This is a genomic window from Ignatzschineria sp. 22MB058224, from assembly GCF_058188435.1.
This window is the reverse complement of sequence record NZ_CP187366.1, coordinates 718,431-744,919: the sequence shown is the minus strand read 5'-3', so window position 1 is coordinate 744,919 and position 26,489 is coordinate 718,431. Positions and strand designations below refer to the sequence as shown.

Genomic DNA, 26,489 nt, shown 5'->3' with positions numbered 1-26,489 from the left:
TTTTATTTAGGGTAGATTACCTCAGATCACTTTTTCAGATTCAATTTTTAAGATTTGGTTCGTTTCCTGTTGCTGAAAAGTCTGCTGCCGCTGTAAATAATACATCCGTAGATGAATTAAGTGCTGTTTCTGTTGAATCCTGAATCACGCCGACAACATATCCAATCACAACAAGTTGCATTGCAATATCATTATCAATTTGAAAGAGCGCACAGGCGAGAGGAATTAATAATAATGATCCACCTGCAACACCCGATGCACCGCATGCACCAACTGTTGCAAAGACGCTCAATAATAAGGCGGAAAGAAAATCTACTTCAATACCTAATGTATGAACAGCTGCAAGTGTAAATATAGTGATCGTGACCGCAGCGCCTGCCATGTTAATTGTCGCACCTAAAGGTATTGAAACAGAGTAAGTTTCTTCACGCACGCCAAGTTTACGACTGAGTTCAATATTTACAGGAATATTAGCTGCCGAACTTCGTGTGAAAAATGCGGTAATACCACTCTCTTTTATACATTTCATCACTAATGGATAGGGATTTTTACGCATAAATAGGTAAACAAGTAGTGGGTTAACAATAAAAGCAACGATTGCCATCGCAAGTAATAAGACTAATACCAATTGAATATATGCTTTCATTCCTTCAAAACCAGTTTCTGCGATAGTGACAGAAACTAGACCAAAAACTCCTATGGGTGCAATCAAAATTACTTTTTTAATGACACTTGTGACCAATTGGGCAAGATCTTGAAAAAGGTTAATAGTCGACTGTTTTGTTGAACGAAGTGCAAAGCCAAACAGCGCCCCCCAAGAAATAAGCGCGATATAATTTGCATTTGCTAATGCATGGATGGGATTATCAACCATATTCATAAAGAGTGTTCGGAGAACTTCTGTAATATCGGCTGGGCCTTTTGGATCAATTGACTGCATCTCTAAAGGTACGTTAACAGGAAGCATAAAACTAATGCTCACCGCAACCAGCGCTGCTAGAAATGTCCCAAGCACATAGAGTATTACAACTTTTTGCATTGCTCCACCATTATCTTGTTTCTGATAATTAGAGATCGCCGCTATAATTAAAATAAAAATTAATACTGGTGCAATTGCTTTCAAAGCACCAATGAAAAATTGGCCAACAATACCAATTGCCTGAGCAATATGAAGCGGAAGAAAAAAACCTACGAGAATCCCTAAAACAAGACCTACAACGATTTGCTGGACAAGACTAAAACGACTAATAAAATGAAAGAGTGGCTTCATGCAAAAAATATATCCTATAAACTCAAAATTACCTTGTGAGAATAACGTAAGATGAGAGTGGTGACAAGCATCATGATTTTACGACAATAAACCCAGCCATCTTTCAACAATAATTGCGGCAGCAATAGCATCTAATTGTCCTTTTCGATTTTTTTGGGAAGGCTTTATAAACCGTTGGCTTTCAATAGAGCTTTTAGACTCATCCATTTCATAAACAGGCAATCCAAACCGCCCATGCAACCGATTCATAAACTTACGAATAATTAACAAATGTTCGGTAATCCTCCCATCTTGGGTATAAGGCATTCCTACAATAAAAGCACCTGGTAGCCACTCTTTAATAAGATTTTCAATAATTGACCAATCAGGCTGATTATTTTTAACGGGAATGATTTTAAGAGGTTGGGCTGTATGGGTTAATAAATTGCCAACAGCAATACCTAAATTCTGTGTTCCAAAATCAAATCCAAGAACCAGCTCTAAGTGGCTTCCTTCAGGAAGTTTTCCAAGTGCTGGTTGCAGATCATCAAGAGTATATTGAGATATAAACATATCCATGAAGACTATGGAAGCTCTTTGACGTAGTCTTCAATCGTTGGTTTTGGAAATGGGAGCGGTGTTTTCTCTGGATAGCCATACCAAAACATCCCCTCTATGATTTCTGTTTTAGGATCTATACTAAGTAGCTCATAAACCTCATTTTCAAACAGGAGTGAACCAGTGGACCATTTGCTTCCAATACCATCTTCGAAGAGTGATTGCATCATTATATAAAGTGAAATACTTAAAGTTGCATAATCTTCATGGGCTGTTTTTTGATCATCTGATTTTTTTCGAGTAACTAAAATCCAGCCTGGTATTGTTTGCCACTTCGCCAGTTTTTTCTCAGCAGAGAGAGAATCTCGACTCGAGAATACTCTTTCAGCATACTCTAAGAAAGTTTTTTTAGTTTTATCACCTAAAATATAAAAACGGCACGGATGCGTATGGTGGTGATTAGGAGCAAATATCGCGAGTTTTAACGCTTTTTCTACAAACTCCGCAGGTACTTTTTGATCAATAAAATGATGTATTGTACGACGTTTTTCAATAATCTCTTTTAGAGCAATACTCATTATAAAATCCTTTTCAATTGGTCAAATAGGTTGTCCGATATATTAGGTGATTTTAACATATTATCGATGATATCGATTACTTCACTCTGTAATGGATTTTGTAAGCGTGCAACTTTGGTAAAAGGTGTGACGAGACGAGCGGCTGTAACAGAGTTAATCCGATCAATAGCCAATATCTCATCAGCAAGCCACTGATAAAGTGGAGCGCCTATTTTTGTAAGTGCAAATCGATTTTTACCAACAGCACCGATAATTGCTTTGGCGCGATTTGGATTATTACGATTAAATGCTGGATGATTTACGATTTTATCGAGTGTTTGTAGTGTTAGATTTGGATTGCTCTCTTGTAGACCAAACCAACGATCAATTAATGTCGGATATTCTTGATAACGATTATAAAAATCATTAAGCAACTGGTCTTTTTGAGGAATATCTTCCCATACAGCATATTTTAAGGCCCAACCAATATCTGTCATATTAGTAGTTGAGTAGTATTGTTCAATGATAAGATGATGAAATTCGGGCATTGACGATAAAAATTTTAATGCAATATTTTTAATAGATCGGGCTGTCGGACTATCATTTTGATAGTGGTTATAAAGTTTAATCCACTCATCTTGGTAACGATGCGCAATATGTTTAATAATCGTTTTACGAATATTTTTAAGATAGAAAATATCCTCCGTTTCCATTAACCCAAGATAGTAGCCTTCATCTGGAATCGTTAGCATTTGTGCGCAAAAACCGGGATCTTCATATGCATAATCCAATAATGGTGCAATCGCATCCCCGATTGTCTGTGCCATCTGTTCTGCACTCAGCTCTTTTGAGAAAATCACCTTTAGAATGAGATTTTGTAACGCCTCCCATTTTGCGAAATAATCCTTTTCAAAGGCGATCAGATTCGTTAGATCTCGTAATGAATAATGATAGTCAAGCATGACAGGAGCAGAAAAGTTGCGAAGAAGAGAGATAGTAGGGATCTCTTGAATATTATGAAATACTAAACATTGTTGATCCGTTGTAAGTGTAAAGATTTCCTCTAACAACATCTCTCCATTTTGTGAAAAGAGAGCATAGCTCACAGGAATTGGCATTGGCGCCATTTTTTCTTTTGTGACAGGATCAAAAAGATACTGTTTTAATGAAAGTCGTAGTTCTTTTTTTTCGGCATTATATTCTGTGGTTGCTTTTACTATCGGAGTACCTCGTTGACTATACCAAAGCATAAAGCTATCAAAAAGCCGTGGATTTTCTGCTTTCATTGCATTAAAAAAATCTTCAACAGTGACTGCCATACCATCGTATTCTTTAATATATCGAGCAAAACCGCGATCGAAACCCTCTTTTCCTAAAATTGTCTGATAAAGGCGAATTACTTCAGCACCTTTCTCATAGGTGGTTGTTGTATAGATATTTTCGATTGATCCTAATACATCAGGACGAACAGCATGAGATAAGGGCCCTTGATCATAGGGAAATTGATGGGTACGGAGAAAGTTGACATCCTGAACTCGTCGAATTCCTGGGTGTTCATTTTCACTGATAAATTCCTGTTCTCTAAAGACCGTAATACTCTCTTTCAAGGAGAGATTGAACCAATCCTGGCAAGTTATTCGATTCCCCGTCCAATTATGGAAATATTCGTGCCCGACAACGGCTTCAACAAAATCGAAATCTGCATCTGTTACAGTTTCTTTAGAAGCTAATATACAGCTAGTATTAAAAAGATTTAGACCTTTATTCTCCATTGCACCACTATTAAAGTCATCTACTGCTACAAGATTATAATAATCGAGATCACAGATTAGTCCAAAGCGCTGTTCATCCCATTTCATCGCTTTTTTTAGTGATTTAAGCGCAAAAGAGCAACGATCAATATCTTTTTCATGAGAATAGACACGAAGTCTCACCGCTGATTTGTCAGGACGGATATGATAATCTTCGATATATTCCAAATCCCCGGCAACAATTGCAAAAAGGTAAGTGGGTTTAGGGAAAGGATCCTCCCAAATTGCGTAATGTTTTTGAGGATTGGTGTCAAGCGTGCCTTCTTCAAGCAAATTACCGTTTGAGAGTAAAATTGGATATCTTATTTTATCCGCAACTAATGTGACTTGATATACTGTCATCACATCTGGTCGATCGGGGAAATAGGTAATATTGCGAAATCCTTGTGGTTCGCAATCACTACAAAACATACCATTAGAAATGTAAATTCCACTAAGTTCCGTATTTGTACTTGGATTAATAGTATTTATTATTTGGATAACATTTTTAGGCTGATCCAAAATTAATAAAATATCATTATCGTCAAAGATAAATTCCGATGCATCAAGCTGATTTTCATTGATATAAATTGTTTGCAGCAGTAGTTCATTCGATCCATGTAAGCGGATTTCTAAAGGCTCAGAAATATTCGGTTGCAGCGCTTCAACTTCAAATTGACTAGTGACAATGGTTGAAAATTCATCGAGTTCAAAATGGAGTTTTAAATAATTAATTTTATAATTTGGAGCGATATAATCTAACCGGTAAATTTGATTATCATTTTGACGAGTAAATGGCATATGTATCCTTGAATAGTGGCAATAAGTTTTTGTACTATTTTTTATTTTAAATTTATTAAGACTATCGAGATGATTTTTTAAATCGATCGATATATAGTAATGCCGTCTGAATTTTTAAACTCAATTCAGACGGCATTTGCAATAGATAGATTTTAAAGCATATATATTTTTTTGAAAATTAAAAATATATATTTATATAATGAGTTTTATTTAAATAGCTTTGAAGTAATGAAGATTAATTTCGTTGGAACTTAATACTATCAATCGCTTTTTTTGCACCATCTTGATCTTTTGCGGTCCCAATGCAAATTGTGGTCATTTGTTCCTTAATAGAGATCTTACAATACTCATAATAGGGAGCACTGTTAACGTTTGTTTCAGCGATATAAGTGAGTTCAGTATCACTATTTTCAACGGGAAAAACTCTAAAATCAACCACACCATCGATAGCATTAACCGTATCATTCATGACATCTTTAAATTCATCAAGAGTAATGACAACACCTCCAGGAGGCGTGAGTGTTACAGCATAAAGAAGGTCATTTGAGATATCGCCTTTTTTTGCTTGAAGTAGGGTAATATTATTGACAGGTGTTCCTTCGAGTCTGTTAGCGACAACAAAATCCTTCTTATCCATCACATCTTTATAGTCTGAGGAAATTTCTATGGAAAAGAGCTGATCCTTAGAATCGACTGTTTTAATGGGATTCCCACAAGCCATCAATACTGCAAGTGTGCTCATTGTTAAAGTCGTTTTTAATATTTTACTCATAGACCTATATTCCTATTGATTAAAGATATCAGATGTTAGAATGTCTCAACAACTATTCTAAGACAAGTAGTGATTTTAACATAAGTAAAATATAGCGTTAACTTTCTATTTTTTTAAATAGAATGGATTTTTTATCAATGTAATTATGATCAATGAATGAAGACTGTTTTACAAGTCCCAAAAGTTTTCCAGTTGTCATTAGGTGTAGCTGTGGTGAGAAATGGCTATTGTTTTGTACTTGCTCGATTTCAATGCCTAATCGTTTGTAACATTCGTTTACGACTGAATTTGCTGGATTAATAATATTGATTTCTGCCGGTAAGAGAGTCCTCAATTTGTCTTCCAGAAATGGAAAATGTGTACAGCCTAAAACTAACTGATCGATAGGATACCGTTCAAAAACCATCAGTGATTGCGCAATTGCTTTATGACCAGGTTTACTGTTAATTTCATCATTTTCAACAATTGTCACCCATTGAGATCCAATGATAGAGTGGACTTTACACTGATGTGCATATTGTTCAATAAGGACTTGTAAACGTTGGCTTTTTAATGTTGACTGCGTTGCCGCGATAGCAATATGACCAGTTTTTGTGAGTATGGTTGCAGGTTTAATAGCAGGTTCTATGCCAATAATCGGTAGGTTAGGGTATTGGGCTCGCAATTTTGTAGCACTCACTGCTGTTGCTGTATTACAAGCAATGACTAAGGCATCAATATTTAAATTAAGAAGATATCGAGTTAATCGTTCCATTCGATGATGGATATAGTGATCTGTTTTAATACCATATGGTAAGTGCCCTGAATCAGCGATGTAGAGAAACTCGCTTTCAATATTTTGTGCAGCTTTCAGAAAACTATTGAGAATAGAAAATCCGCCAATTCCTGAATCAATTAATCCAATACGTAACATAAGTCAGATAGTTTAAAGAAGTTTATCGTGCCAATGGGACAACGATGTTAGGATCGAGAACCGGCTTTTCTTCCGGTTCAAATTGCATAACTTCTTCTGCAAGAAGAGAGAAATCTTCTGGATCGATAGAAAGCATTTCTTCATAAGTTGCAAGATCCCACATTTCAAAAAGATTACCATTTCCAAGCAGTATCATCTCTGATTCAATGCCCGCATAGCCCATAAGTCTTTTAGGCAAAACCATACGGCCTTGATTATCGAGTATAACTTCCGTCGCCCCGCCACGTACAAAACGAGCAAAATCACGTTGTTTTTTAACAAATGGATTAAGCTTGTCAAGTTCCGCCTCTACTTCACGCCAAGCATCAATAGGGTAAAAGTTTAAACATTTATCTAAAGCTCGGCTAATCACAAAGTGATTCATATCCTCAAACTGTTTCCTTAGAGTAGCAGGAAGCGCGATACGATTTTTCGCATCGACCTTTAGCTCATACTCTCCAAGAAATTGATACATAATATTAGCCTAAATTAGTGATATATTTACGTATCTTACGATTTTTTCATAACATTTGCCAAATTATTTTGGTTCTACCAACCAAATAAGGGGTTTTAGTTCTCGCATTGTAAAACGCGAGATAGACGGTTTTTGAATACGTAATTCAGGATCCATTCTGCGTTTAATCAGTTGAAAAATCGCGTTAAATTCAGCAATATTATTGGTATCTACTTTTTCAATTAGTGATGAAAGATACGATAGTTGCGATAAAATCGATTGCATCTCTATTAGATCATCATTAATTTCAGTAATATTATGTTGTCGATTTTTCTCAGGTTCATCTTTCATACGTTCTAAAGAATTAGAAAGCGAAACGATTGAGCCTTGCGCTGTTCGAAGCGCTAATTTTAAATCCGCATCATCTTCGTTTTCTTGAGTGATTTTCCATTTTTCAATTTCGAGTAAAACGTTGTAGAGATTATCGCGAGCGGTTTTAACGAGCTTGGGTAAATTAACCTTTTCCCAACTAGGTAACACATGACTAAACCCTAAGGCTATGGCGGCAGCGATAATTGTGTCAATAATTCGTTCTATCGAAATACTGATTCCATCAATCATTGTTAAATCTTTGCTGATGTTCAGTAAGATTAAGACATAAACAGTCGTAAAAGTAACGCTCAAAGGGTTATGAATGCGGATTAAGCCATTATTTAGTATCACTGATACAAAAAGAATAATCAAAAGAGCGAGCGTTGAGAGTTCGGAAGATATCAGGAAACCACCAATCACGCAGCCAACAATTGTTCCGATAATCCTGTTGCGACTTCGCTCTTTAGTCAGACTAAAGCCCGGACGCATTAAACTAAGTAATGTAAAGGCTATCCAAAAACCATGAGAAAGGAAGTTTGTCGATTTAACTAGGACTAGCGCAAAAAACATGGCTAAAGAAGAACGTATCGCAAATCGAAGAACAGGTGATTTAAGAGTCAGATTTTTGGTAATAAAGTCATTAGACCAATGTGAATGCGAGAGAAATTTTTGTAATTTATGTCGTGGTACTGTCTCTTCAAACTCTTCATCATCCACCAAAAAGGTGCGAATTCGTTCAAGGTTTCTTGATAAAGACCAGACCTTGCGAAAATGGTTCGCAACAATTTGATAAGCTTCTAAATCATCTCCTTCAGGATCTTTACGGCGTAAAATTTCTAATTCATATTCAATTGCACGTAATTCAGCTTTAAATCCAAGACGTTTGAGTGTTTCTCCCGCACCTAATGAGAACATTCCCATCTCATCAAGGTTTCGACCCGCCTTAGCGAAACTATCACGGAAAAAAATCTGTAAATCACTATTGGGAAATTTTTCGCGGATAACAATAAAGTCTTGCAATGGAATCGTGGCGATTTCGCGAGTTTCTATCAGTAGTAATAATTCGCTAACCATTTGATTGAGACGATGATCTTTCTCATAATCGAGTCGAAAGAGCAGATCGCGCATTACTTGGAGTTCTTCAAGTAATTCTGTTTGAGAGTTGATAAAATTTTTAAATTCTTTTTCAATATCAACATATTGACGATAACACTTTGAAAGTGCTTGTAGGTAGCGGGAAAGGAGAAAGTAAATCCCCGAAAGATTTTGGCGAACAATATACACTTGAAATAATTTGGTGATCAGCATACAAAAACCAAAGTAAAAAAGCGCACCAAAACTAAAATATATAAGATATATAAAGGGTGTGGCGGCTGTATTCCCAGAGGCTAAAAGTGCCGTAAATCCCACAATAAATCCAAGTGCAATGAATTTGACGCGAAACGCATAGATAAAGGCGACAATGAAAGAGATCATTGACAAGGTGATAATTTTTAAAGGATGTAAGCCTTGTGGTTGAAAGATAAAAATTAAGGTAATAACAACCATTGCTACAAACGTGGCGGCCATCTCATTACGTTTGTGTTTTAACGGACCGATCTGATCAGCAATCGACATCGTCAAGCTGCCGTAACCAGCAATCATTAAAATTTCAAAGGGAATATTAAAGCAATATAAAATCGCCACTGGAATAAATATCCCGCAGGCCATTTTGACACCCATTGCAAAATCACTACTAAATAAGAAGCGATGTGTTGCTGTAATAAAGTGATTCATCCTATCAATTACCTTTCAAATTAAAACGCCATATTGAATAAAACAAAGTCTCAATATGGCGTAATATCTACAACGTATTAAAAATTTGTTTGTTTAAAAGAGAGCAAATTTTAACAAGAAGAGAATCGCAATGATATAGGTCGCAGGATGAATATCACGATATTTTCCAGTACCAAGTTTTAATGCGACAAAGCTGATAAATCCAAATGCAAAACCTTCGGCAATTGAGTATGTAAAAGGAATTCCCAATACCAAAAGCGCAGCAGGAATAGAATCTGTTGGTGAATCCCAATTAATCTCGGTTAATTCACGTAACATTAACCCCGCAATATAGACGAGTGCTGGAGCTGTTGCATATGCAGGGATAGATGCTGCAAGTGGTGAGAAGAAAATAGCTAATACAAAACAAAAAGCAATTGTCAGTGCTGTAAGTCCAGTACGACCACCTGCTTGAACACCTGAGGTACTCTCCACATATGCAGTAACTGAACTTGTTCCTAAAAGACTACCAGATAAGATAGCTGTTGAATCTGCAAAAAGCGCACGATTAAAGCGTTTTTGTGCATTTGGCACTTTGGTTTCATCTAATAGGCCACTACGCTTAGCAACGCTCATCAATACGCCAGTTGCGTCAAATAGCTCAACAAGGACTAAAGCAATTAAGATCTGTACGAAACTGCCGCTTAGGACTTTTTCAAAGCTCAATTGGAAGAATGTTGGCGCCAATGATGGAGGTGTCGAGATAACTCCCGCAAATTCATTGTGACCTAAAATTGCACTTAAGATCGACACAAAAAGGATACTAATAAGAATTGCACCTTTTACCTTAAAGTTATCTAATACAACGATTAGAAAAAATCCTAAAATAGCATAGAGTGCACCAGGTGAAGAGAGATCGCCTAACGTCACTAAAGTCGCCTGACTATCGGTAATAATACCAACAGCAGGATTTGATAAACCGATAAAGGCAAGGAACAGACCGATACCGGCACCAATTGCTGCTCGTAAAGATTTTGGAATACCGCCGATAATCCACGACCGAAGTCCAGTTGCTGTTAAGATGAAGAAGATTACACCAGAAACAAAGACTGCCCCAAGTGCTTCTTGCCATGTGTACCCAAAGCCACCAGCAGCAACGGGAGCTGCAATCGTAAATGCGAAGAAAGCATTTAAACCCATCCCCGGTGCCATACCAACAGGGTAGTTTGCAACAAGTGCCATTACAACGGTACCAATTGCTGCTGCAAGACAGGTTGCCATAAAGATTGCCTGAGTATCCATTCCTGTATTTCCCAAAATACTTGGGTTTACAAAAATAATATAAGACATTGTTAAAAATGTAGTGATTCCCGCAAATATTTCTGTACGGAAATTGGTGCCGTGGGCTTTAAGTTGAAACAGCTTCTCGAGCATAACGCTTCCTTTATGAGATAAACATTAAAAAAGCCTCGTTTTCACGAGACTTATCCTAAAAATTAAGGTTTTAGCTTTTCCCTTTTTGAGGTAGGAGGAGGGAAAGTACTATTGATCCTATTAGTGTTCCTAGAATCACGCTCAAGGAGAACAAAATAGGAAGGTGGTAATCGAAGTAAAGAATCAGCATCTTCACACCGATGAAGATTAAGATGATTGCCAATCCATATTGCAATAGGTAGAAACGTTCAGCCATATCTGCTAATAAGAAATACATTGCACGTAGGCCTAAAATTGCAAAGATATTAGAGGTCATCACAATAAATGGATCCGTCGTTACTGAAAAAACTGCTGGAACTGAATCGACTGCAAAAATTACATCTGAAATCGTAATCATCACTAACACTAAGAAGAGCGGTGTTGCATAACGAACACCATTATCTTTTACAAAGAAGTGTTCGTGATGATATTGATCGGTAGTTTTAAATAATTTCTTGGTGGCTTTAATAATTTTGTTTTGACTAAGATCTTGTTCTTCATCATGCCCAAAGCACATCTTAATTCCGGTAAAAAGCAGAAAGGCACCAAAAATATAGAGAATCCACTCAAATTTAGAGATAAGATAGCTGCCAATTAAAACCATAATGACCCGTAATAACACAGCTGCCAATACACCATAAACGAGAACCCGACGTTGATATATATTAGGAACTTTAAAGTAGCTAAAGATCAGTAAGAAAATAAAAATATTATCAATAGAAAGCGATTTTTCAACAATATACCCCGTTAAAAATTCTAGCGACTTGCTCCAAGCAAATGCGCCACTATCTGCAAATTTAGCAGGGATATCCCCAGTCGGAATAAAGTGTTTGATGTAATACCAAAGCCCAAGATCAAATAAAAGTGCGACCGTGATCCAAATAAGTGTCCAGATAAGTGCTTCCTTGGCGCTGACTTTATGATCACCGCTCGCCTTAAGTGCGAACATATCAATAAAAATCATAATGGCGACAACAACGCCAAATACAAGATACAGCGTTGGTGAACCAATAGAAACATGATCAATCACGGAGAGAGTCCTCTAGTGTTTTAAAAAAATAAAATATCAAAATTTGAAGTAGTTATCTAGATATTGTTCGAAAGAAATTTGCTCGGTATTTTCTAGATCATATAGTTTTTTTAGTGAATCTTCGGCTTCTTTTTGCATCTTCGGTATTTTAACTTCAGATAACTGATAGTGATCACGATCATAGAGCTTGCGTGCCTGTAAAAGGAAAAACTCTTGGTAAGAGAGTTTGCTCTCAATCAGAGCCTTTAATACTTTCTGTGATGGTAACTCTGCCGTATTTCTTAATTTTTGTTCAAATCGCTGTAATGTCGATATATAAGTTTCTCCCAAAACTTCTGCAACAGGCATCAACCATTGAAGAATATTTTGCAGATGCGTTTTTACCGTTGCCGTTAAATCATATATCATCAATGGTTCATCAAGAACTAAGCCTTGTTTTGCAACCATTTTAAGGTTTTTTTGATTAGCTTCATACTCTTGTTGAGAAAGGGGGGGGGCATCTGTTAAGACTGAAGCAGTAAGAAAGAGCTGAATTAGTCTCATTGAGTCAATATCAATACCTTCTGGAATCAATGGATTAATATCAATTGAGCGTAGCTCAATATACTCAATCCCTCTTTTTTTAAGGGCAGTTAAGAAGTTTTCCCCTTTCTTGATAATCTGTTTTGGACGAACGCTTGCATAATATTCATTTTCAATTTGAAGAATATGGTTATTAATTTGATTATATGCACCATTTTCTATAACAGGAATTTTGGAAAATGTACGGCAAGGTGTAGAGATTGCATAATGAATATTACTTACAAAATCATCGATATTATTGAATGAGACATCGAAGTGGCATTTATTATTACCGTAGCCAATATCTGAGAGCCGTAAAGATTCACCTTTTGGTAAATAGCAATCAGTAGAATTTAGTGATGTGAAAGTATGTGGTTTGCCTCCAAGAAAACTCTTATCCATTACTGGAGATGCCCCTAAAAAGAAAGGGATAATGATTCCGTAACGCGATACATTTCGACATGCGTGTAGATAGCGCTCAGTTTTAAATTCCTGTAATGTGCGATTATCATTTAGCGATGCTTTAAGCGTTTCAAATACGTTATCTTTAAATGAGAAATTATAATGAATTCCTGAGATAACCTGCATCATTTTGCCGTAACGTAGGCTTAACCCTTTGCGATAGAGAGACTTCATTTTGGCATCATTTGATGTGCCGTATTGGGCAATGGCAATTTCATCTTCTGAAGCAATTTCAGGAGGCATAGAATTAGGCCAGAAAAGCTCATTGTTCTCCAAAGAGTTTAGAGTAAACTGTTGAATTTCTCGTAGTTCATCGAGAGCGGCATCCGGGGTATCTTTGGGGTTTGTGACAAACTCTAATAACGATTCAGAAAAATCGGTAGTAATATGACTATTCGTGAGCGGTGATCCTAATGACTTTGGATGACGGCTTTGACTAATATGACCTTTTTTAGCATCTACACGTAGTGTTTCTCTTTCAAGCCCAATATTAACGGCATTGATGAGAGGTGCGTGAGAACCTAGCAGTTTTAAATGATTTTTTAAGCTATTACATTGATCTTTCATGAGATTTCTCGGATGTTAGTGAATCGTCATCTATAAATTACATTGAAATTTATCGTGCATCAATAGGGTCATTATTGGGTTGAAAAAGTGTTAAATCAAAACCCACTTTAGCTTGCCAAAGATTGACAATATTGCAGAAGAGTTCAGCCGTTTTTTCAGTGTCATATAGCGCAGAGTGTGCCTGACTATGATCCCATTCAATCCCTGCTGCGGCAATGGCTCTTGCTAATACTGTTTGGCCATATACAAGTCCAGAAAGACTTACTGTATCAATGACAGAAAAAGGGTGAAATGGAGAGTTTTTGATGCCTGTCCGAGCAATTGCGGCATTTAAAAATGCCAAGTCAAAATGCGCATTATGACCGACTAAAATTGCGCGGGTACACCCCTTTGATTTTAAAGCATCTCGGACAACTTGAAAAATTCTTTTAAGTGCTTCTTTTTCTGAAATTGCAAAGCGGAATGGATTATCAATTTTTATACCATTAATCTTCATCGACTCGGGATTTAGCAATAGACCTTTTTCAGGTTCAACATGTGCTGAAATAGTCTCTGCTGTTGTGAGTAAGCCCGACTCATCCATATCAATAACAACCGCTGCAATTTCCAAAAGAGCGTCGGTCTTAGGGTTCACTCCACCAGTTTCAACATCAATTACAACCGGCAAAAAACCGCGAAAGCGCATGGAAATAGGGGGAGGTGATTGTAAGTGATCTGTCATAACAATGAAAGAGATTCGTCTCGCCTTTTGTTGTAGAAAAAAATATATTATCAGTAATAGTGGTGCTATAAATAATTGTTTTAATAGAAAATCATTATTTATAGCTGCTGTAACTTATACACTATGATAGATAATTTCTGGTTTAGCATTTTCGGTGACACAGTTTTCGTGCACGATCACCTTTTGAACATTATCAAGTGATGGGATTTCAAACATAACATCGAGTAAAAGATGCTCAATAATACTCCGAAGTCCGCGTGCACCTGTTTTTCGGGCAAGTGCCTTTTTAGCAATTGCAGTTAATGCAGGTTTAGTGAACTCTAGATCAACATTTTCCATTTCAAATAAATAAGAGAATTGTTTGGTAATGGCATTACGTGGCTCTGTTAAAATATTGACCAACGCCTCTTCATCAAGCTCATCAAGTGTGGTAATTACCGGTAAACGCCCGATAAATTCTGGAATTAATCCATATTTTGTTAAATCTTCAGCTTCTACTTCAGAGAAAAGCGTCGATAAATTTTTCTCTTCATCTTTTGCTTTTACCTCAGCGCCAAATCCTATGCCACCTTTTGACTGACGTTGCTGGATAATTTTTTCAAGCCCAGAAAAGGCACCACCACAAATGAAAAGAATATTGCGAGTGTTTACTTCAATCAATTCTGCATTCGGATGTTTACGTCCCCCAGTTGGTGATACAGATGCTGTTGTACCTTCAATGATTTTTAGAAGTGCTTGTTGCACGCCTTCACCAGAAACATCACGAGTAATGGAAGGATTTTCACTTCGTCGAGAAATTTTATCGATTTCATCAACATAGATAATTCCAGATTCTGCACTTTCGATATCAAAATCGCAGTTTTGAAGCAATCGGAGGATGATGTTTTCAACATCTTCACCAACATATCCCGCTTCTGTGAGCGTTGTTGCATCAGTGATAGCGAAAGGAACATTTAAACTACGAGCAAGAGTTTCTGCAAGAAGCGTTTTCCCAGAGCCTGTTGGCCCAATAAGAAGAATATTGCTCTTTGTGAGTTCAATATCTTTTGCGCCGGATAGCTTCTCACTCTCAAGACGTTTATAGTGATTGTAAACAGCAACACTCAAAGTGCGTTTCGCTTGATCTTGCCCAATAACGTATTGATCTAAATCTGCATAAATTTCTTTAGGGGTTGGGAGATTTTTAGCTTCCTCTTCAATTTCTTCCTGAATATCTTTGGAAACTAAGTCGTTGCAGAGCTCGATACATTCTTTGCAAATATATACCCCATCACCAGAAATCAAACGTTCAGCTTCACTTTGATCCTTACCACAGAAAGAGCATGAGACGCTTTTTGTTGGTTTATCCGATTTGTTACTCATAAATTATTTTACTCCAAAATAGATTTCGTCAATCTAAAAAATCTATCGATAAGATATTGTTTTTCTTGCAAAATTTGAAGGCCTTCCACATATAAGCTTTATAAATATATAAGCGTTATAAATAGGCTATCGCTTAGTGACAACTTTGTCGACAAGGCCATACTTTACTGCTTCTTCAGCTCCCATAAAGTTATCTCTATCAGTATCTTTTTCGATCTGTTTGACAGTCTTTCCCGTATGGAATGCAAGCAATGTATTTAATTGCTTTTTAATTTTAAGCATCTCTTTTGTATGGATTTCAATATCCGATGCTTGGCCACGATACCCACCTAAAGGTTGGTGAATCATCACTCGGGCATTTGGTAGGGCAAAACGTTTACCTTCAGCTCCGGCAGTTAAGAGAAATGCACCCATGCTACATGCTTGACCTAAGCACATGGTTGATACATCTGGCTTGATAAATTGCATAGTGTCATAAATGGACATTCCTGCGGTAACTGATCCGCCGGGAGAGTTGATATAAAGATGAATATCTTTATTGGGATCTTCGGCTTCTAAGAAAAGAAGCTGTGCAACGATCAAATTAGCCATATGGTCTTCAACTTCACCTACCATAAAAATAATTCTTTCTTTTAAAAGACGAGAATAGATATCGTAGGAACGTTCACCGCGGCCAGTTTGCTCAACAACCATAGGGACTAATCGGGCCAATTCAGTATCAATGACAGAAGACATAATGCTATTTTCCTTTAGGGATAAAACCAATTATTCATTTTTAAACGAGTTATTTTAGCAGAAAAGAGATTGCTTTGATGAATATAATTCGGCTTAAGAGATCCTTTGGGAATAAAATGAAATCTACCATAGATCGTAGTATGATAGAGGACGCTTATTATCGGAGCGAGAGTGACAAATTACGATAAAGTATCATTACAAAAAAATCATTAGGAAGTCAGAGGAATATCACTGTGAGAGATACATATAATTTTTGTGCAGGGCCTGCAACGATGCCTTATAACGTCTTAATTCAAGCGCAAGAAGAGCTTTTAGATTGGCAAAAAAAAGGGGCTTCGGTAATGGAAGTCTCCCATAGAGGAAAAGAATTTATTGCTCTTGCCAAAGAATGTGAAAACGACTTACGGGAATTACTCGATATTCCTGTTAATTATAAAGTGCTTTTTTTACAAGGTGGTGGATTGGCACAATTTGGACTTATTCCATTGAACTTATTAGGTAGTAATGTCGGGAATCCTGAAGTCACTGTTGATTATCTCGAAACAGGTGTTTGGTCGAAGAAAGCGATCATCGAAGGAAGCCGTTATGCAGCAACGAATGTGATTTATAATGGAAAAGAGGCAGGATATATCGATGTACCGCACAAAAATGAGATTAATGTAAATCCTCATAGTGCTTATTTACACTTATGTTCAAACGAAACGATAAACGGTGTTGAATTCTTCTACGACATCCAAAACTGTCCAATTCCTGTTGTGGCAGATATGAGTTCTAACATCCTCTCAAAACGGATCGATGTGAGTCAATATGGCATTATCTATGCTGGTGCTCAGAAAAACATTGGTCCTGCTGGGTTAACACTAGTCATTATACGCGAAGATCTTCTAGGTAGAGCATCACCATTTGTTCCGGATGCACTCAATTATACGCTTCAAGCTAAAAATGATTCAATGCTCAATACACCGCCGACATTTGCAATTTATCTTATGAGCCTAGTGTTAAAAGAGCTTAAAGAGAAAGGCGGTTTAGAAGAGATTGAAAAGATCAATCATAAAAAATCTTTTTTACTTTATAACACTATTGATAACAGTCGCCTTTATCGGAATCCCGTTCATGTTGATGCTCGTTCAAATATGACAATTCCTTTTACCTTGGCAGATCCCACACTTGATGCACTTTTTTTAAAAGAAGCGGAACAGCATAAACTTATTAACCTAAAAGGTCACCGGAGTGTTGGTGGTATGCGGGCAAGTATCTATAATGCAATGCCAATTGAGGGAGTTATTGCATTAACAAACTTTATGAAAGATTTTGAAGCTCGTCATTATTCGTAAAAATTCATAACAATTGAAATCATAAAAAAAAACCCTAAATTACAACAATCGTGTTGTTTTATGAATCGATCATCATTGATGGTTAACTCTTATAAGATAAGCAGCATAGATGCTTGACTGCTTATTTTATTATTTTCGCTAAATAGTGATTTTGAAAGAGATTGATTAAGGTTATTTAATAAAAAAATCAAACAAGTAATAGCTGTTTCGATATACTAAAGCAATTGCATTCATTACACCTTTGTCAGGTGTACAAAGAAAACTAGTACGGATAAAAACGCAATGGTAAAAGAAAATAAAGTGAGAAAAAGTACGGTCGCAAAAGTTGTTAGCTCAATACTGCTCGCCTCATCGCTGTTATTTGGACAAACTACTTTAGCAGCTTCAAAAGAAGTGCCTAGTGAAAAATTAATTATCACTGCACCAACTTATAATGAGCAACTAATAAATGCGGCTCATACTGCGATAATGGCACAATATCACTATGATCGCTTACCAATTGATGATTCTCTTTCAGAGCGAATTTATACGCTTTATTTGAAAGCGCTTGATCCGCAAAAAGTATTTTTTTTACAATCTGATGTCGATGGATTTGAGCAATATCGTTTACAATTTGATGATTTTATTCGCCGTTCACAATTAAACGTCCCATACGATATGTATGCTCTTTTAATCGATCGTATGGATGAGCAGTATGATCTTGTTGAAGAGTTACTGGCTGAAGATTATGACTTTAATATAGACCGTTCAATTGCCGTTCAACGGAAAGATGCCAATTTCCCTAAAGACAAAAAAGAGATGCGGGCACTTTGGAAAGATCGTATTCAAAATGAGTTAATCAATCTAATGGTCACCGATGATAAGCTCACTTTAGAGGAAGCAAAAGCGAAATTACAAAAACGCTATAATACTCGTAAAAAACGTATTCATGATATGGAAGAGGGTGAATTATTCAGTCTTTTTATGAACGTTGTATCTTTAGCATTTGATCCTCATTCTGGTTACTATTCAGCCAAACAGATGGAACAATTTAATATCAGTATGAGCCTTTCGTTGCAAGGTATTGGTACAGTTCTTCGTCAAGATGATGATTCTGTAAAAATTGTAGAAGTTGTACCTGGAGGACCTGCTGATCAAACCGGTCAGATTCAAGTGGGTGATGAGATTATTGGTGTTGCCCAGGGTGAAGATGGAGAGTTTGTTGACATTGTAGGAATGCGACTCGATAAGGTCGTTGAGATGGTACGTGGTGAAAAAGGAACGACTGTTCGTCTTCAAATGATTGGGAATAAAGGCAAAGGTGCTGAAAAAGTTGTAAAAATCAAACGTGACACCGTAAAACTTGAAGAACAAGAAGCAAAATCGAAGGTTTATACAATGCCTTCCATGATTAACGATGATCAAGAATATAAATTAGGGGTGATTACATTACCTGCATTTTATAGCGACTTTGAAGGTAATAAACAGGGCGTTCAAGACTTTAAAAGTACCACTCGTGATGTGAAAAAATTACTTTTAGAATTGGTGGGCAATGACCATATCAACGGCTTAGTAATAGATCTGCGTGGAAATGGTGGAGGTTCACTATCGGAAGTAATTGATCTTTCTGCGCTCTTTATCGGTAGTGATAAGTCAGTAGTTCAAACTCGAGGGTTTGACGGTTCTATGGAAGCTCAGTCGAGTAACACAGAAGATCTGATCTATACAGGACCGATGGTGGTTCTTATTGATCGATTGAGTGCTTCTGCAAGCGAAATTTTTGCAGGAAGTATGCAAGATCAAGGCCGAGCTATTATTGCCGGATCGACCAGTTTTGGTAAAGGAACTGTTCAAACAATGATTGATCTCAGTCGTATGTTAGGTAATGCCGCAAAACCGGGTCAGTCGAAAGTCACAATTGCAAAATTCTATCGTGCAAACGGTGAATCAACACAAGAAAAGGGGGTTGCTGCTGACGTTGTACTGCCGGCAACCTATGATCCGAATGAAATAGGTGAATCAAAAGAGATGTATGTAATGTCATGGGATACCATTGCTTCAGCTCCGGATTATGATCCTTCTGTTGTTATAAAAGAAGATTTGAAGCAGAAATTACAAGCAAAGAGTAACGAGCGGTTTAAAACAGATGAAAAACACAAGATATATAAACGTCAAGCAGATAAAACTCTAGAGCTTTGGACAATTAATGAGCTAAGTCTTAATCTCAATACTCGAAAAGAAAAGTTAACAGCAGAAGAAGCAGAAAACCTCGAATTACAAAATAGAATGCGAGTGCTTTATGGTTATGAACCGTTAACGCTTGAAGAATTTAGAAATGAAGATGGTTCTTATACCAAAATGCTAAAAGATACTGAAACTGATCTACTCCTAGAAGAAGGGTTGTTGATTCTTCGCGATTATATCGATGTTTTAGATCCCGAAGAAATTCCTCATTCATCAGGAAAAAAAGCATTATAAGTTTAAAAAAATTGTGAAAATTTAGGGATCAATTGTGGCTTACTTTATGGTAATTACGCAATTGATCCCTTGCCATTTTATTCGTTAAAGGTAGATATAAGCATGGAAGATATTCGTGGGAAACGCGTAATTGTAGGAATGAGTGGAGGAGTGGATTCCTCTGTTGCGGCATTTTTATTAAAAGAGCAGGGTGCCGATGTTCATGGTGTTTTCATGAAAAACTGGGAGGAGGAATTTGATCAGGGATATTGTACTGCAGAAGATGATCTAAAAGATGCTGAATCTGTCTGTAAAACACTTGGAATCCCACTCCATAAAGTAAATTTTGCTAAAAACTACAAAGAACAAGTCTTCGATTATTTTATTGATACATTAAAAGATGGGCTAACTCCTAATCCTGATGTTCTATGCAATAAAGAGATTAAGTTCAAAGCTTTTTTACAATATGCTGAAGAACTTGGAGCGGATTATCTTGCAACAGGGCACTATGCTCGCGTCAAACGTGAGGATGGCAAAGCATATCTTTTAAAAGGAATTGATGACAATAAAGATCAGAGTTACTTTCTCTATCTACTAAATCAACAACAATTAATTAATACACTTTTTCCTATTGGAGATTATGAGAAGCCCGAAGTACGACAAATTGCGCTCGATAATAAATTAATTACTTTTGATAAAAAAGACTCTACGGGGATCTGTTTTATTGGCGAGCGAGATTTTACAGATTTTATTATGCAATATTTACCAACAAAACCTGGAAATATGGTATTACCTGACGGGGAGATTGTCGCTGAACATAAGGGGCTTACTTTTTATACTATTGGACAACGACAAGGACTAGGCATTGGTGGGCGCAAGGATTCCAATGGTGAACCATGGTTTGTTGCTGATAAAGATTTAGCAAAAAATGAGTTGATTGTAGTGCAAGGTGACCAAAAAGAACTCTACGGTACGGGATTGATTGCACGAGAACTACACCAGATTAATCCGATTGATTGGCAAGAGGTAAATCCTCGTTTAACCGCTAAAATTCGTTATCGACAAAAAGATGTGAAATGTGAAGTAAAGGCGCATGAAAATGGCCGAATATCAGTCTATTTTCAAGAGCCGCAAAGAGCGATTACTCCTGGGCAATCAATTGTTTTTTACGATGACGAGGTCTGTTTAGGTGGCGCATTTATCGAGCAAAAACTTGTCTAGAGATTTGGTTCGCATGACTAGAAAATAATTTATAAAGCTACTTTCTACTTTGAAGTAGCTTTTTTATATCAAAATAGTGCTTACAGATAAGCTAATTGATAGTAAATATCAATTACGTTAGACTATCAACCATTACCTATAAAGCGGATCAATATGAAACTGATAACACTTTTTGAATCACTCATTAACCCTTTTAAAAATCATCCTGATAAAACTCCGCCATCAACATTATTCGCATTTTATTGGCATTACGTTAAGCAGGTTAAATGGGTATTTGCCGGATTACTAGTTGTCGGTTTTTTTGTCTCTATTTTAGAGATCGCGCTGTTTAGTTATATTGGTCAAGTCGTTGATATGATTGAATCAGTAAAAACACTCGACCAATTATGGGCTAAATATAGTGGGACATTTATTTGGATGTTGATAGTGATTTTACTGCTAAGACCGTTGTCGTCACTACTTCATAATTTATTTATTAATCAGGCATTAACCACTAATTTCACCTCGATGATTCGCTGGCAGCAGCATCGCTATGTATTAAAACAGAGCATAAACTTTTTTCACAATAGTCTCTCTGGAGGAATTGCCAGCCGAGTAATGAATACAGGGCAGGCAATTCGCAATTCAGTGATTATGTCTACTGATTCAATGTGGCGAGTAGTAATCTATGCAATTACAACCGTTATACTCTTTCTTGAAGTCAATTTTTGGTTGGCATTGCCAATTATTCTCTGGATTATTGGTTATATTCTTTTGCTTAGCTATTTTCTCCCACGAACGCGTCGACGTTCTCATAAATCAGCAAAAACGCGCTCTAAATTGATGGGGCATGTTGTCGATAGTTATAGCAATATTGTGACGTTAAAACTCTTTTCGCACAGTAGTAAAGATGAAAATGATGCTAAAGCTATAATGCGTGAACAGACTGATGCTGCGCTTCATTCAACCAAGCTATCAACCGGTATGGATTTCTCGTTGACCATGCTCAATAGCCTTCTTATAGCTAGTACTGTACTTATTGCTATTTATCTTTGGGGAGCATCGCTCATCAGCGCAGGCGCCATTGCTTTTACCATTAGCTTAGTCATACGTATCAATACTATGTCGACGTGGGTTATGCGAGTTGTGAGTCATATTTTTGAGGATATAGGTAGTGTTCAAGATGGATTAAAGATCATTGCTAAAGAACGGGAAGTTATGGATATTCCTTATGCTAAAGATTTAGATGAAGTGCAAGGTGAAATTCTCTTTAAAGATGTTGATTTTAGTTATCATCCTGAAAAACCGATTTATCAGAAATTTAATCTTCATATCAAAGCCGGCGAAAAAATAGGGCTCGTTGGTCCATCTGGAGCTGGTAAAACAACGTTGACTCAAGTTTTACTGCGCCTTTATGATATTAATGCTGGGAAGATTATGATTGATGGGAAAAATATTCGCGAGGTAACTCAAGATACTTTACGACATAATATTGGGGTAGTGACTCAAGAGCCAACTCTCTTTCATCGTTCAATCCGCGATAATCTTCTTTATGGACGAGAAGAGGCGACAGATGAGATGCTCTTTGAGGCTCTGAAAAAGACAAAAGCCGATCAATTCGTGCAAGAACTTGTAGATCAGTATGGTAATAGAGGATTAGATGCGCTAGTTGGAGAAAGTGGTGTAAAACTCTCCGGTGGTCAGCGGCAGCGCATAGCGATTGCACGAGTACTACTGAAGAATGCTCCTATTTTAATATTAGATGAAGCAACCTCTGCACTGGACTCTGAATCAGAAACTGTAATACAAGAAAATCTCGAAATTTTAATGCAAGGAAAAACGGTGATCGCTATTGCCCATCGCCTCTCTACCATTGCAAAAATGGATCGTTTAATTGTTATGGATCAAGGGAAAATTGTGGAAATGGGAACACATGATGCATTAATTAAAAATGCTGGAATTTACGCATCCTTTTGGCAAAAACAAGCATCAATGTCCACAAAAAATTGATTAAAATAATTAATATTTTAACATAATTATTTGACTTCTTCTTTTGAGCAGGTGTATTATCGCCTCACAAATAACAGGTACCTCGTTAGGTGAGGCTCCTGTGCGGAGATAAGCTGCTGCCCAGAAACGTCCAAAGACGCCAACGGGTTGAACAGAGATCATCGAGTTAAGGTGATTTATAACGTAGCTAGTAATCTGAAAAGATAAAACTTATGCCGCACAGTGCTAAAGCTCAATGAATGGAGGGGAAATTTAAGAATATTTTGAATAACAAAATTCAAAATATATCTGTTTTCATGTTGTGTTTTTCAGAATTTTGAAAAGCGCGCCTCTATTGATTGGAGGTGCGCTTTTGTTTTTTTCGTCAATCATTATTCTAAAAAGGAGAGCAACATGACTTATTTAAACCGTCAAAATCTCTCAGATAAAAATATTCAATTGTCACAGATCGATGCTAATCCTTGTACAGAAATCACACAATGGATAAATTTAGTATCGCCCACGCGAGATGAGAAACGTATTGCATTGAGCTCTATCAATCTTAACGAAGATTCATTAAATCATTTTCATGGAAATTTAAAAAGACTCAATGGCAATATTACGCTGTTAAAAATTGAAATTCCTCATGTTAATCTACCAACAGCGAAAATACCTTATCATACAAGTCATTTAACAATTATAGTTAAGAATGGACTCGTGATCTCTCTATGTGAAACTGACTCCTATATCTTTACCCACATGGATTATGAGTATATATCGCATTGGTCATCACAGAATTCTATTGAATTCACCTACCAGCTCCTTCTGCTAGTGGCAAAATCCTTTTCTAATTTGAGCGATATCCTTATTAAGGATATGGAAAATTTAGAATTAAAATTAAAGTATTCTTTTAATAATAAATCTGTTTATAAATTGATTAATTTCAATAAAAGTTTGTTGCTTTTCGCGCAAGCATTACAAAAGAATATTCTTCTTATGGAAAAACTCGATAATTTAGAGGATTTTAGTCAGTCTCATGATTTGAATAAGCGTTTAAATGAGCTCATTGCATATACAAAACAAGTAAGGGCAGTTGCTCAAACATACCAAGCAAATATGCGCAATATGATGGATGCCTATTCTGCGCTTATTGAGAATAACTTAAGTTTGTCTGTGCAATATCTCACGATTATAGTTACCGTCGCAACATTTCCAATGGCGATAGGTGGAATTTACGGGATGAATATACCACTACCGGCACAGAATAATCCTTTTATATTGCCTCTATTAGGCATTATTTGTATCGGGTTAATTATTATTTCATTGTTATTTTTTAAAGCTAAAAAACTGATCTAATTACTTCAATATTTAGCCTTAAACCTTTAGCGAAAAAGGGGATTAATCATGTTAAAAGTATATAAAACAGATACTAATTTACATCTTGTGGAAGAAGCTCGTTTCAAACAAAACAGTTTGATTATTTTAACAGAGCCTTCAGATGAGAAGATGCGTCAAATTGCCTCGCAATTTGAATTACCACTTAAATTTTTTACCGATTCATTAGATCCTAAAGAGCATTCACGACTTGAAAGAGATCATAATGGATTACTACTTGTACTCAATGTTCCTGTCAAAAATCCAAAAGTGAATGAAGAGAATGGAGCACCTTATATAACGTTACCGTTAGGTATTATTCATGCGCAAGATCACCTGATTTTAGTGATTAGAGATGCTCATCGTCCTTTGATTCAAGATTTTCTAAATGGTGATTACGGTCAATTCCAAACGCATATGAAAACACGAATGACAATTCTTTTATTCAAAGCAGTTGCAAAAGAATTCGATGATTATCTAGGCTTTGTGAAAGATGAGACGCGTACTTTACAACAAAAATTACGCCAATCTTACAAAAACAGTGAGTTGTTTAGTTTAATGAGTCAAAATAAAAGTCTTCTTCTGTTTTCTGTGGCATTATCGGGCTTATGTATTTTATATCGACAAGTTATGAATGGTTCAGCGATCAAAATATATAGTGATGAGAAAGAACTATTGGCTTCAATTTTAGTGGATATTCAACAATCTGCAGAAATTATCGAAATGAGTAGAGAAAGCCTGAGTAATCTAATGGATGCTTATGCGGCTATTGTCCATAATAATTTAAATACCGTTTTAAAGACATTGACAGCAATCGCAATAATCTTAATCGTTCCTTCTATGATCGGATCAATATTTTCAATGAATGTGGCTTTACCACAAGAGGATAATCCCATTACAACCGTTGTAGTTATCAGTGGCATAGTACTTTTAAGTATGATTTTACTCGTTGTTTTTTACGTTAAAAAATATATTCGTTTTGATTAATTTTGAAGTAGAAGGAGTTAAACATGATTACTATATATAAAAACTTACAAAAAAATTGTTACGAGCATGAATTAGAGATTACTGAGAACAACTGGATTAATGCAATTTCCCCTAATGAGGCAGGGTGTAAAATTCTTCATAAAAACCTTGGCATTCCCATGGACTTTATTTATGAGTCCCTTGATCAAAATGCCCGTCCGACAGTCATCAAGACTGATGAGATGTTAGCCTTAATTGTTCATTTACCTTATGTGAACCCAAAATTTAAAGAGAATTTTGAAGGTATACGTTATGAAACGGTTCCGTTAGGAATTGTGCTCATTGACTCTCATATAGTGACGATATGCAGTGTAAAAATAGATGCTTATTTTAATGCGTTTATGAAAATATGTAATGGGCTTGGAAAAGAGCAACAGATTCAAAATATCTTAGACCTATTTTATATTGCATCTAAGCGTTATTTAAAATTAATGCATACAATTGAATTTGAAATCTTAGATGCAGAAACCGAACTTTCTCGTTCTTATCGTAACTCAGAGCTCTATGCATTACTCTATATCAATGATGGATTATTGGATATGACAGTCTCACTCAAGCAGATGTTATACCTTATGAAAAAAATTAATTCTGAACATTTTTTAAATCTTTTCTACTCAGAAAAAGGGCAATTTGAAGATACGATTATTGAATTTGAGCAGGCCTATTCTGCCGCAGAAATTAATCAACTTAACGTGAATAATGTTATGGATGCTTATGGCAATATCATTCAAAATAATGTTAGCCATGTTGTAAAATTATTAACCGCGTTAACCATAGTACTCTCAATTCCAACTGTAATCGCAACAATTTATGGCATGAATGTTCCTTTACCTGGCGCAGATCATCCTCATGCTTTTATGCTGATTATTGCAATAATGGTTATTATCACTGGTATTGTTGCAGGTCTATTTTATAAGAAAAAATACTTTTAAAGCAGAGTTAAAAGGAATTATATGATT

21 protein-coding genes and 1 riboswitch are annotated in these 26,489 nt (G+C 36.3%); of the genes, 7 read left to right on the top strand and 14 right to left on the bottom strand.

Annotation, left to right across the window (positions count from 1 at the left end; all coding sequences use genetic code 11):
* Nucleotides 1-40 precede the first annotated feature (40 nt).
* The 14 genes from sstT to clpP all read right to left on the bottom strand — a co-directional run bounded on the left by sstT (nt 41) and on the right by clpP (nt 16,171).
* Nucleotides 41-1,270 (bottom strand): serine/threonine transporter SstT, encoded by a 1,230-nt coding sequence (gene sstT, locus ACPF7B_RS03020; RefSeq protein WP_490506159.1) that lies wholly within the window; start codon nt 1,268-1,270, stop codon nt 41-43.
* A gap of 78 nt (nt 1,271-1,348) precedes the next feature.
* Entirely contained in the window at nt 1,349-1,828 is a 480-nt protein-coding gene (gene ruvX / locus ACPF7B_RS03015) for a Holliday junction resolvase RuvX (protein ID WP_490506158.1), read from the bottom strand.
* Nucleotides 1,829-1,833: 5 nt separating this feature from the next.
* Nucleotides 1,834-2,385, bottom strand: coding sequence for a nitroreductase family protein (locus ACPF7B_RS03010; RefSeq protein ID WP_490506157.1), 552 nt, complete (start codon nt 2,383-2,385; stop codon nt 1,834-1,836).
* A complete protein-coding gene (gene pepN / locus ACPF7B_RS03005) occupies nt 2,385-4,955 on the bottom strand; it encodes an aminopeptidase N (protein WP_490506156.1) in 2,571 nt (856 codons plus the stop codon). Before pepN ends, ACPF7B_RS03010 begins: the two co-directional genes overlap by 1 nt.
* 235 nt (nt 4,956-5,190) lie before the next feature.
* Nucleotides 5,191-5,727, bottom strand: coding sequence for a hypothetical protein (locus ACPF7B_RS03000; protein ID WP_490506155.1), 537 nt, complete (start codon nt 5,725-5,727; stop codon nt 5,191-5,193).
* A 97-nt stretch (nt 5,728-5,824) separates the two neighbouring features.
* Nucleotides 5,825-6,640: a glutamate racemase gene (gene murI, locus ACPF7B_RS02995; RefSeq protein ID WP_490506154.1), complete on the bottom strand. Its 816-nt coding sequence runs from the start codon at nt 6,638-6,640 to the stop codon at nt 5,825-5,827.
* A 22-nt stretch (nt 6,641-6,662) separates the two neighbouring features.
* The gene (gene mraZ / locus ACPF7B_RS02990; protein WP_490506153.1) at nt 6,663-7,154 is read right to left on the bottom strand and encodes a division/cell wall cluster transcriptional repressor MraZ; all 492 of its coding nucleotides are present in this window, start codon (nt 7,152-7,154) and stop codon (nt 6,663-6,665) included.
* 63 nt (nt 7,155-7,217) lie between these two features.
* Nucleotides 7,218-9,281, bottom strand: a complete 2,064-nt coding sequence (locus tag ACPF7B_RS02985; RefSeq protein WP_490506152.1) for an FUSC family protein — start codon at nt 9,279-9,281, stop codon at nt 7,218-7,220.
* 93 nt (nt 9,282-9,374) lie between these two features.
* Nucleotides 9,375-10,694: an NCS2 family permease gene (locus tag ACPF7B_RS02980; protein ID WP_490506151.1), complete on the bottom strand. Its 1,320-nt coding sequence runs from the start codon at nt 10,692-10,694 to the stop codon at nt 9,375-9,377.
* Between the two features lie 70 nt (nt 10,695-10,764).
* Nucleotides 10,765-11,763, bottom strand: coding sequence for a TerC family protein (locus ACPF7B_RS02975; RefSeq protein WP_490506150.1), 999 nt, complete (start codon nt 11,761-11,763; stop codon nt 10,765-10,767).
* Nucleotides 11,764-11,799: 36 nt separating this feature from the next.
* Entirely contained in the window at nt 11,800-13,353 is a 1,554-nt protein-coding gene (gshA, locus tag ACPF7B_RS02970; RefSeq protein ID WP_490506149.1) for a glutamate--cysteine ligase, read from the bottom strand.
* Nucleotides 13,354-13,402: 49 nt separating this feature from the next.
* Nucleotides 13,403-14,074 carry a ribonuclease T gene (gene rnt, locus ACPF7B_RS02965; RefSeq protein WP_490506148.1) on the bottom strand — a complete coding sequence of 224 codons (672 nt, stop codon included), beginning with the start codon at nt 14,072-14,074 and terminating at the stop codon, nt 13,403-13,405.
* Between the two features lie 114 nt (nt 14,075-14,188).
* Complete coding sequence (gene clpX, locus ACPF7B_RS02960; protein WP_490506147.1) at nt 14,189-15,436, bottom strand: ATP-dependent Clp protease ATP-binding subunit ClpX; 1,248 nt, start codon at nt 15,434-15,436, stop codon at nt 14,189-14,191.
* Nucleotides 15,437-15,562: 126 nt separating this feature from the next.
* Nucleotides 15,563-16,171 carry an ATP-dependent Clp endopeptidase proteolytic subunit ClpP gene (gene clpP / locus ACPF7B_RS02955; protein ID WP_490506146.1) on the bottom strand — a complete coding sequence of 203 codons (609 nt, stop codon included), beginning with the start codon at nt 16,169-16,171 and terminating at the stop codon, nt 15,563-15,565.
* Between the two features lie 233 nt (nt 16,172-16,404).
* On the opposite strand from clpP, the gene serC reads away from it, so the two are divergent.
* From serC to ACPF7B_RS02920, 7 genes are all read left to right on the top strand, one after another.
* Complete coding sequence (gene serC / locus ACPF7B_RS02950; RefSeq protein WP_490506145.1) at nt 16,405-17,505, top strand: 3-phosphoserine/phosphohydroxythreonine transaminase; 1,101 nt, start codon at nt 16,405-16,407, stop codon at nt 17,503-17,505.
* A gap of 282 nt (nt 17,506-17,787) precedes the next feature.
* On the top strand, nt 17,788-19,962 hold the full coding sequence (locus tag ACPF7B_RS02945; RefSeq protein WP_490506144.1) for a carboxy terminal-processing peptidase: 2,175 nt from the start codon (nt 17,788-17,790) through the stop codon (nt 19,960-19,962).
* Nucleotides 19,963-20,064: 102 nt separating this feature from the next.
* A complete protein-coding gene (mnmA, locus tag ACPF7B_RS02940; RefSeq protein WP_490506143.1) occupies nt 20,065-21,162 on the top strand; it encodes a tRNA 2-thiouridine(34) synthase MnmA in 1,098 nt (365 codons plus the stop codon).
* Nucleotides 21,163-21,315: 153 nt separating this feature from the next.
* Nucleotides 21,316-23,151: an ABC transporter ATP-binding protein gene (locus tag ACPF7B_RS02935; protein WP_490506142.1), complete on the top strand. Its 1,836-nt coding sequence runs from the start codon at nt 21,316-21,318 to the stop codon at nt 23,149-23,151.
* 74 nt (nt 23,152-23,225) lie between these two features.
* A riboswitch (M-box (ykoK) riboswitch) is annotated at nt 23,226-23,403 on the top strand.
* A 141-nt stretch (nt 23,404-23,544) separates the two neighbouring features.
* Nucleotides 23,545-24,486, top strand: coding sequence for a CorA family divalent cation transporter (locus tag ACPF7B_RS02930; RefSeq protein ID WP_490506141.1), 942 nt, complete (start codon nt 23,545-23,547; stop codon nt 24,484-24,486).
* Between the two features lie 48 nt (nt 24,487-24,534).
* Nucleotides 24,535-25,491: a magnesium transporter CorA family protein gene (locus ACPF7B_RS02925; protein ID WP_490506140.1), complete on the top strand. Its 957-nt coding sequence runs from the start codon at nt 24,535-24,537 to the stop codon at nt 25,489-25,491.
* A 23-nt stretch (nt 25,492-25,514) separates the two neighbouring features.
* A complete protein-coding gene (locus tag ACPF7B_RS02920) occupies nt 25,515-26,462 on the top strand; it encodes a magnesium transporter CorA family protein (protein ID WP_490506139.1) in 948 nt (315 codons plus the stop codon).
* Nucleotides 26,463-26,489: the final 27 nt, after the last annotated feature.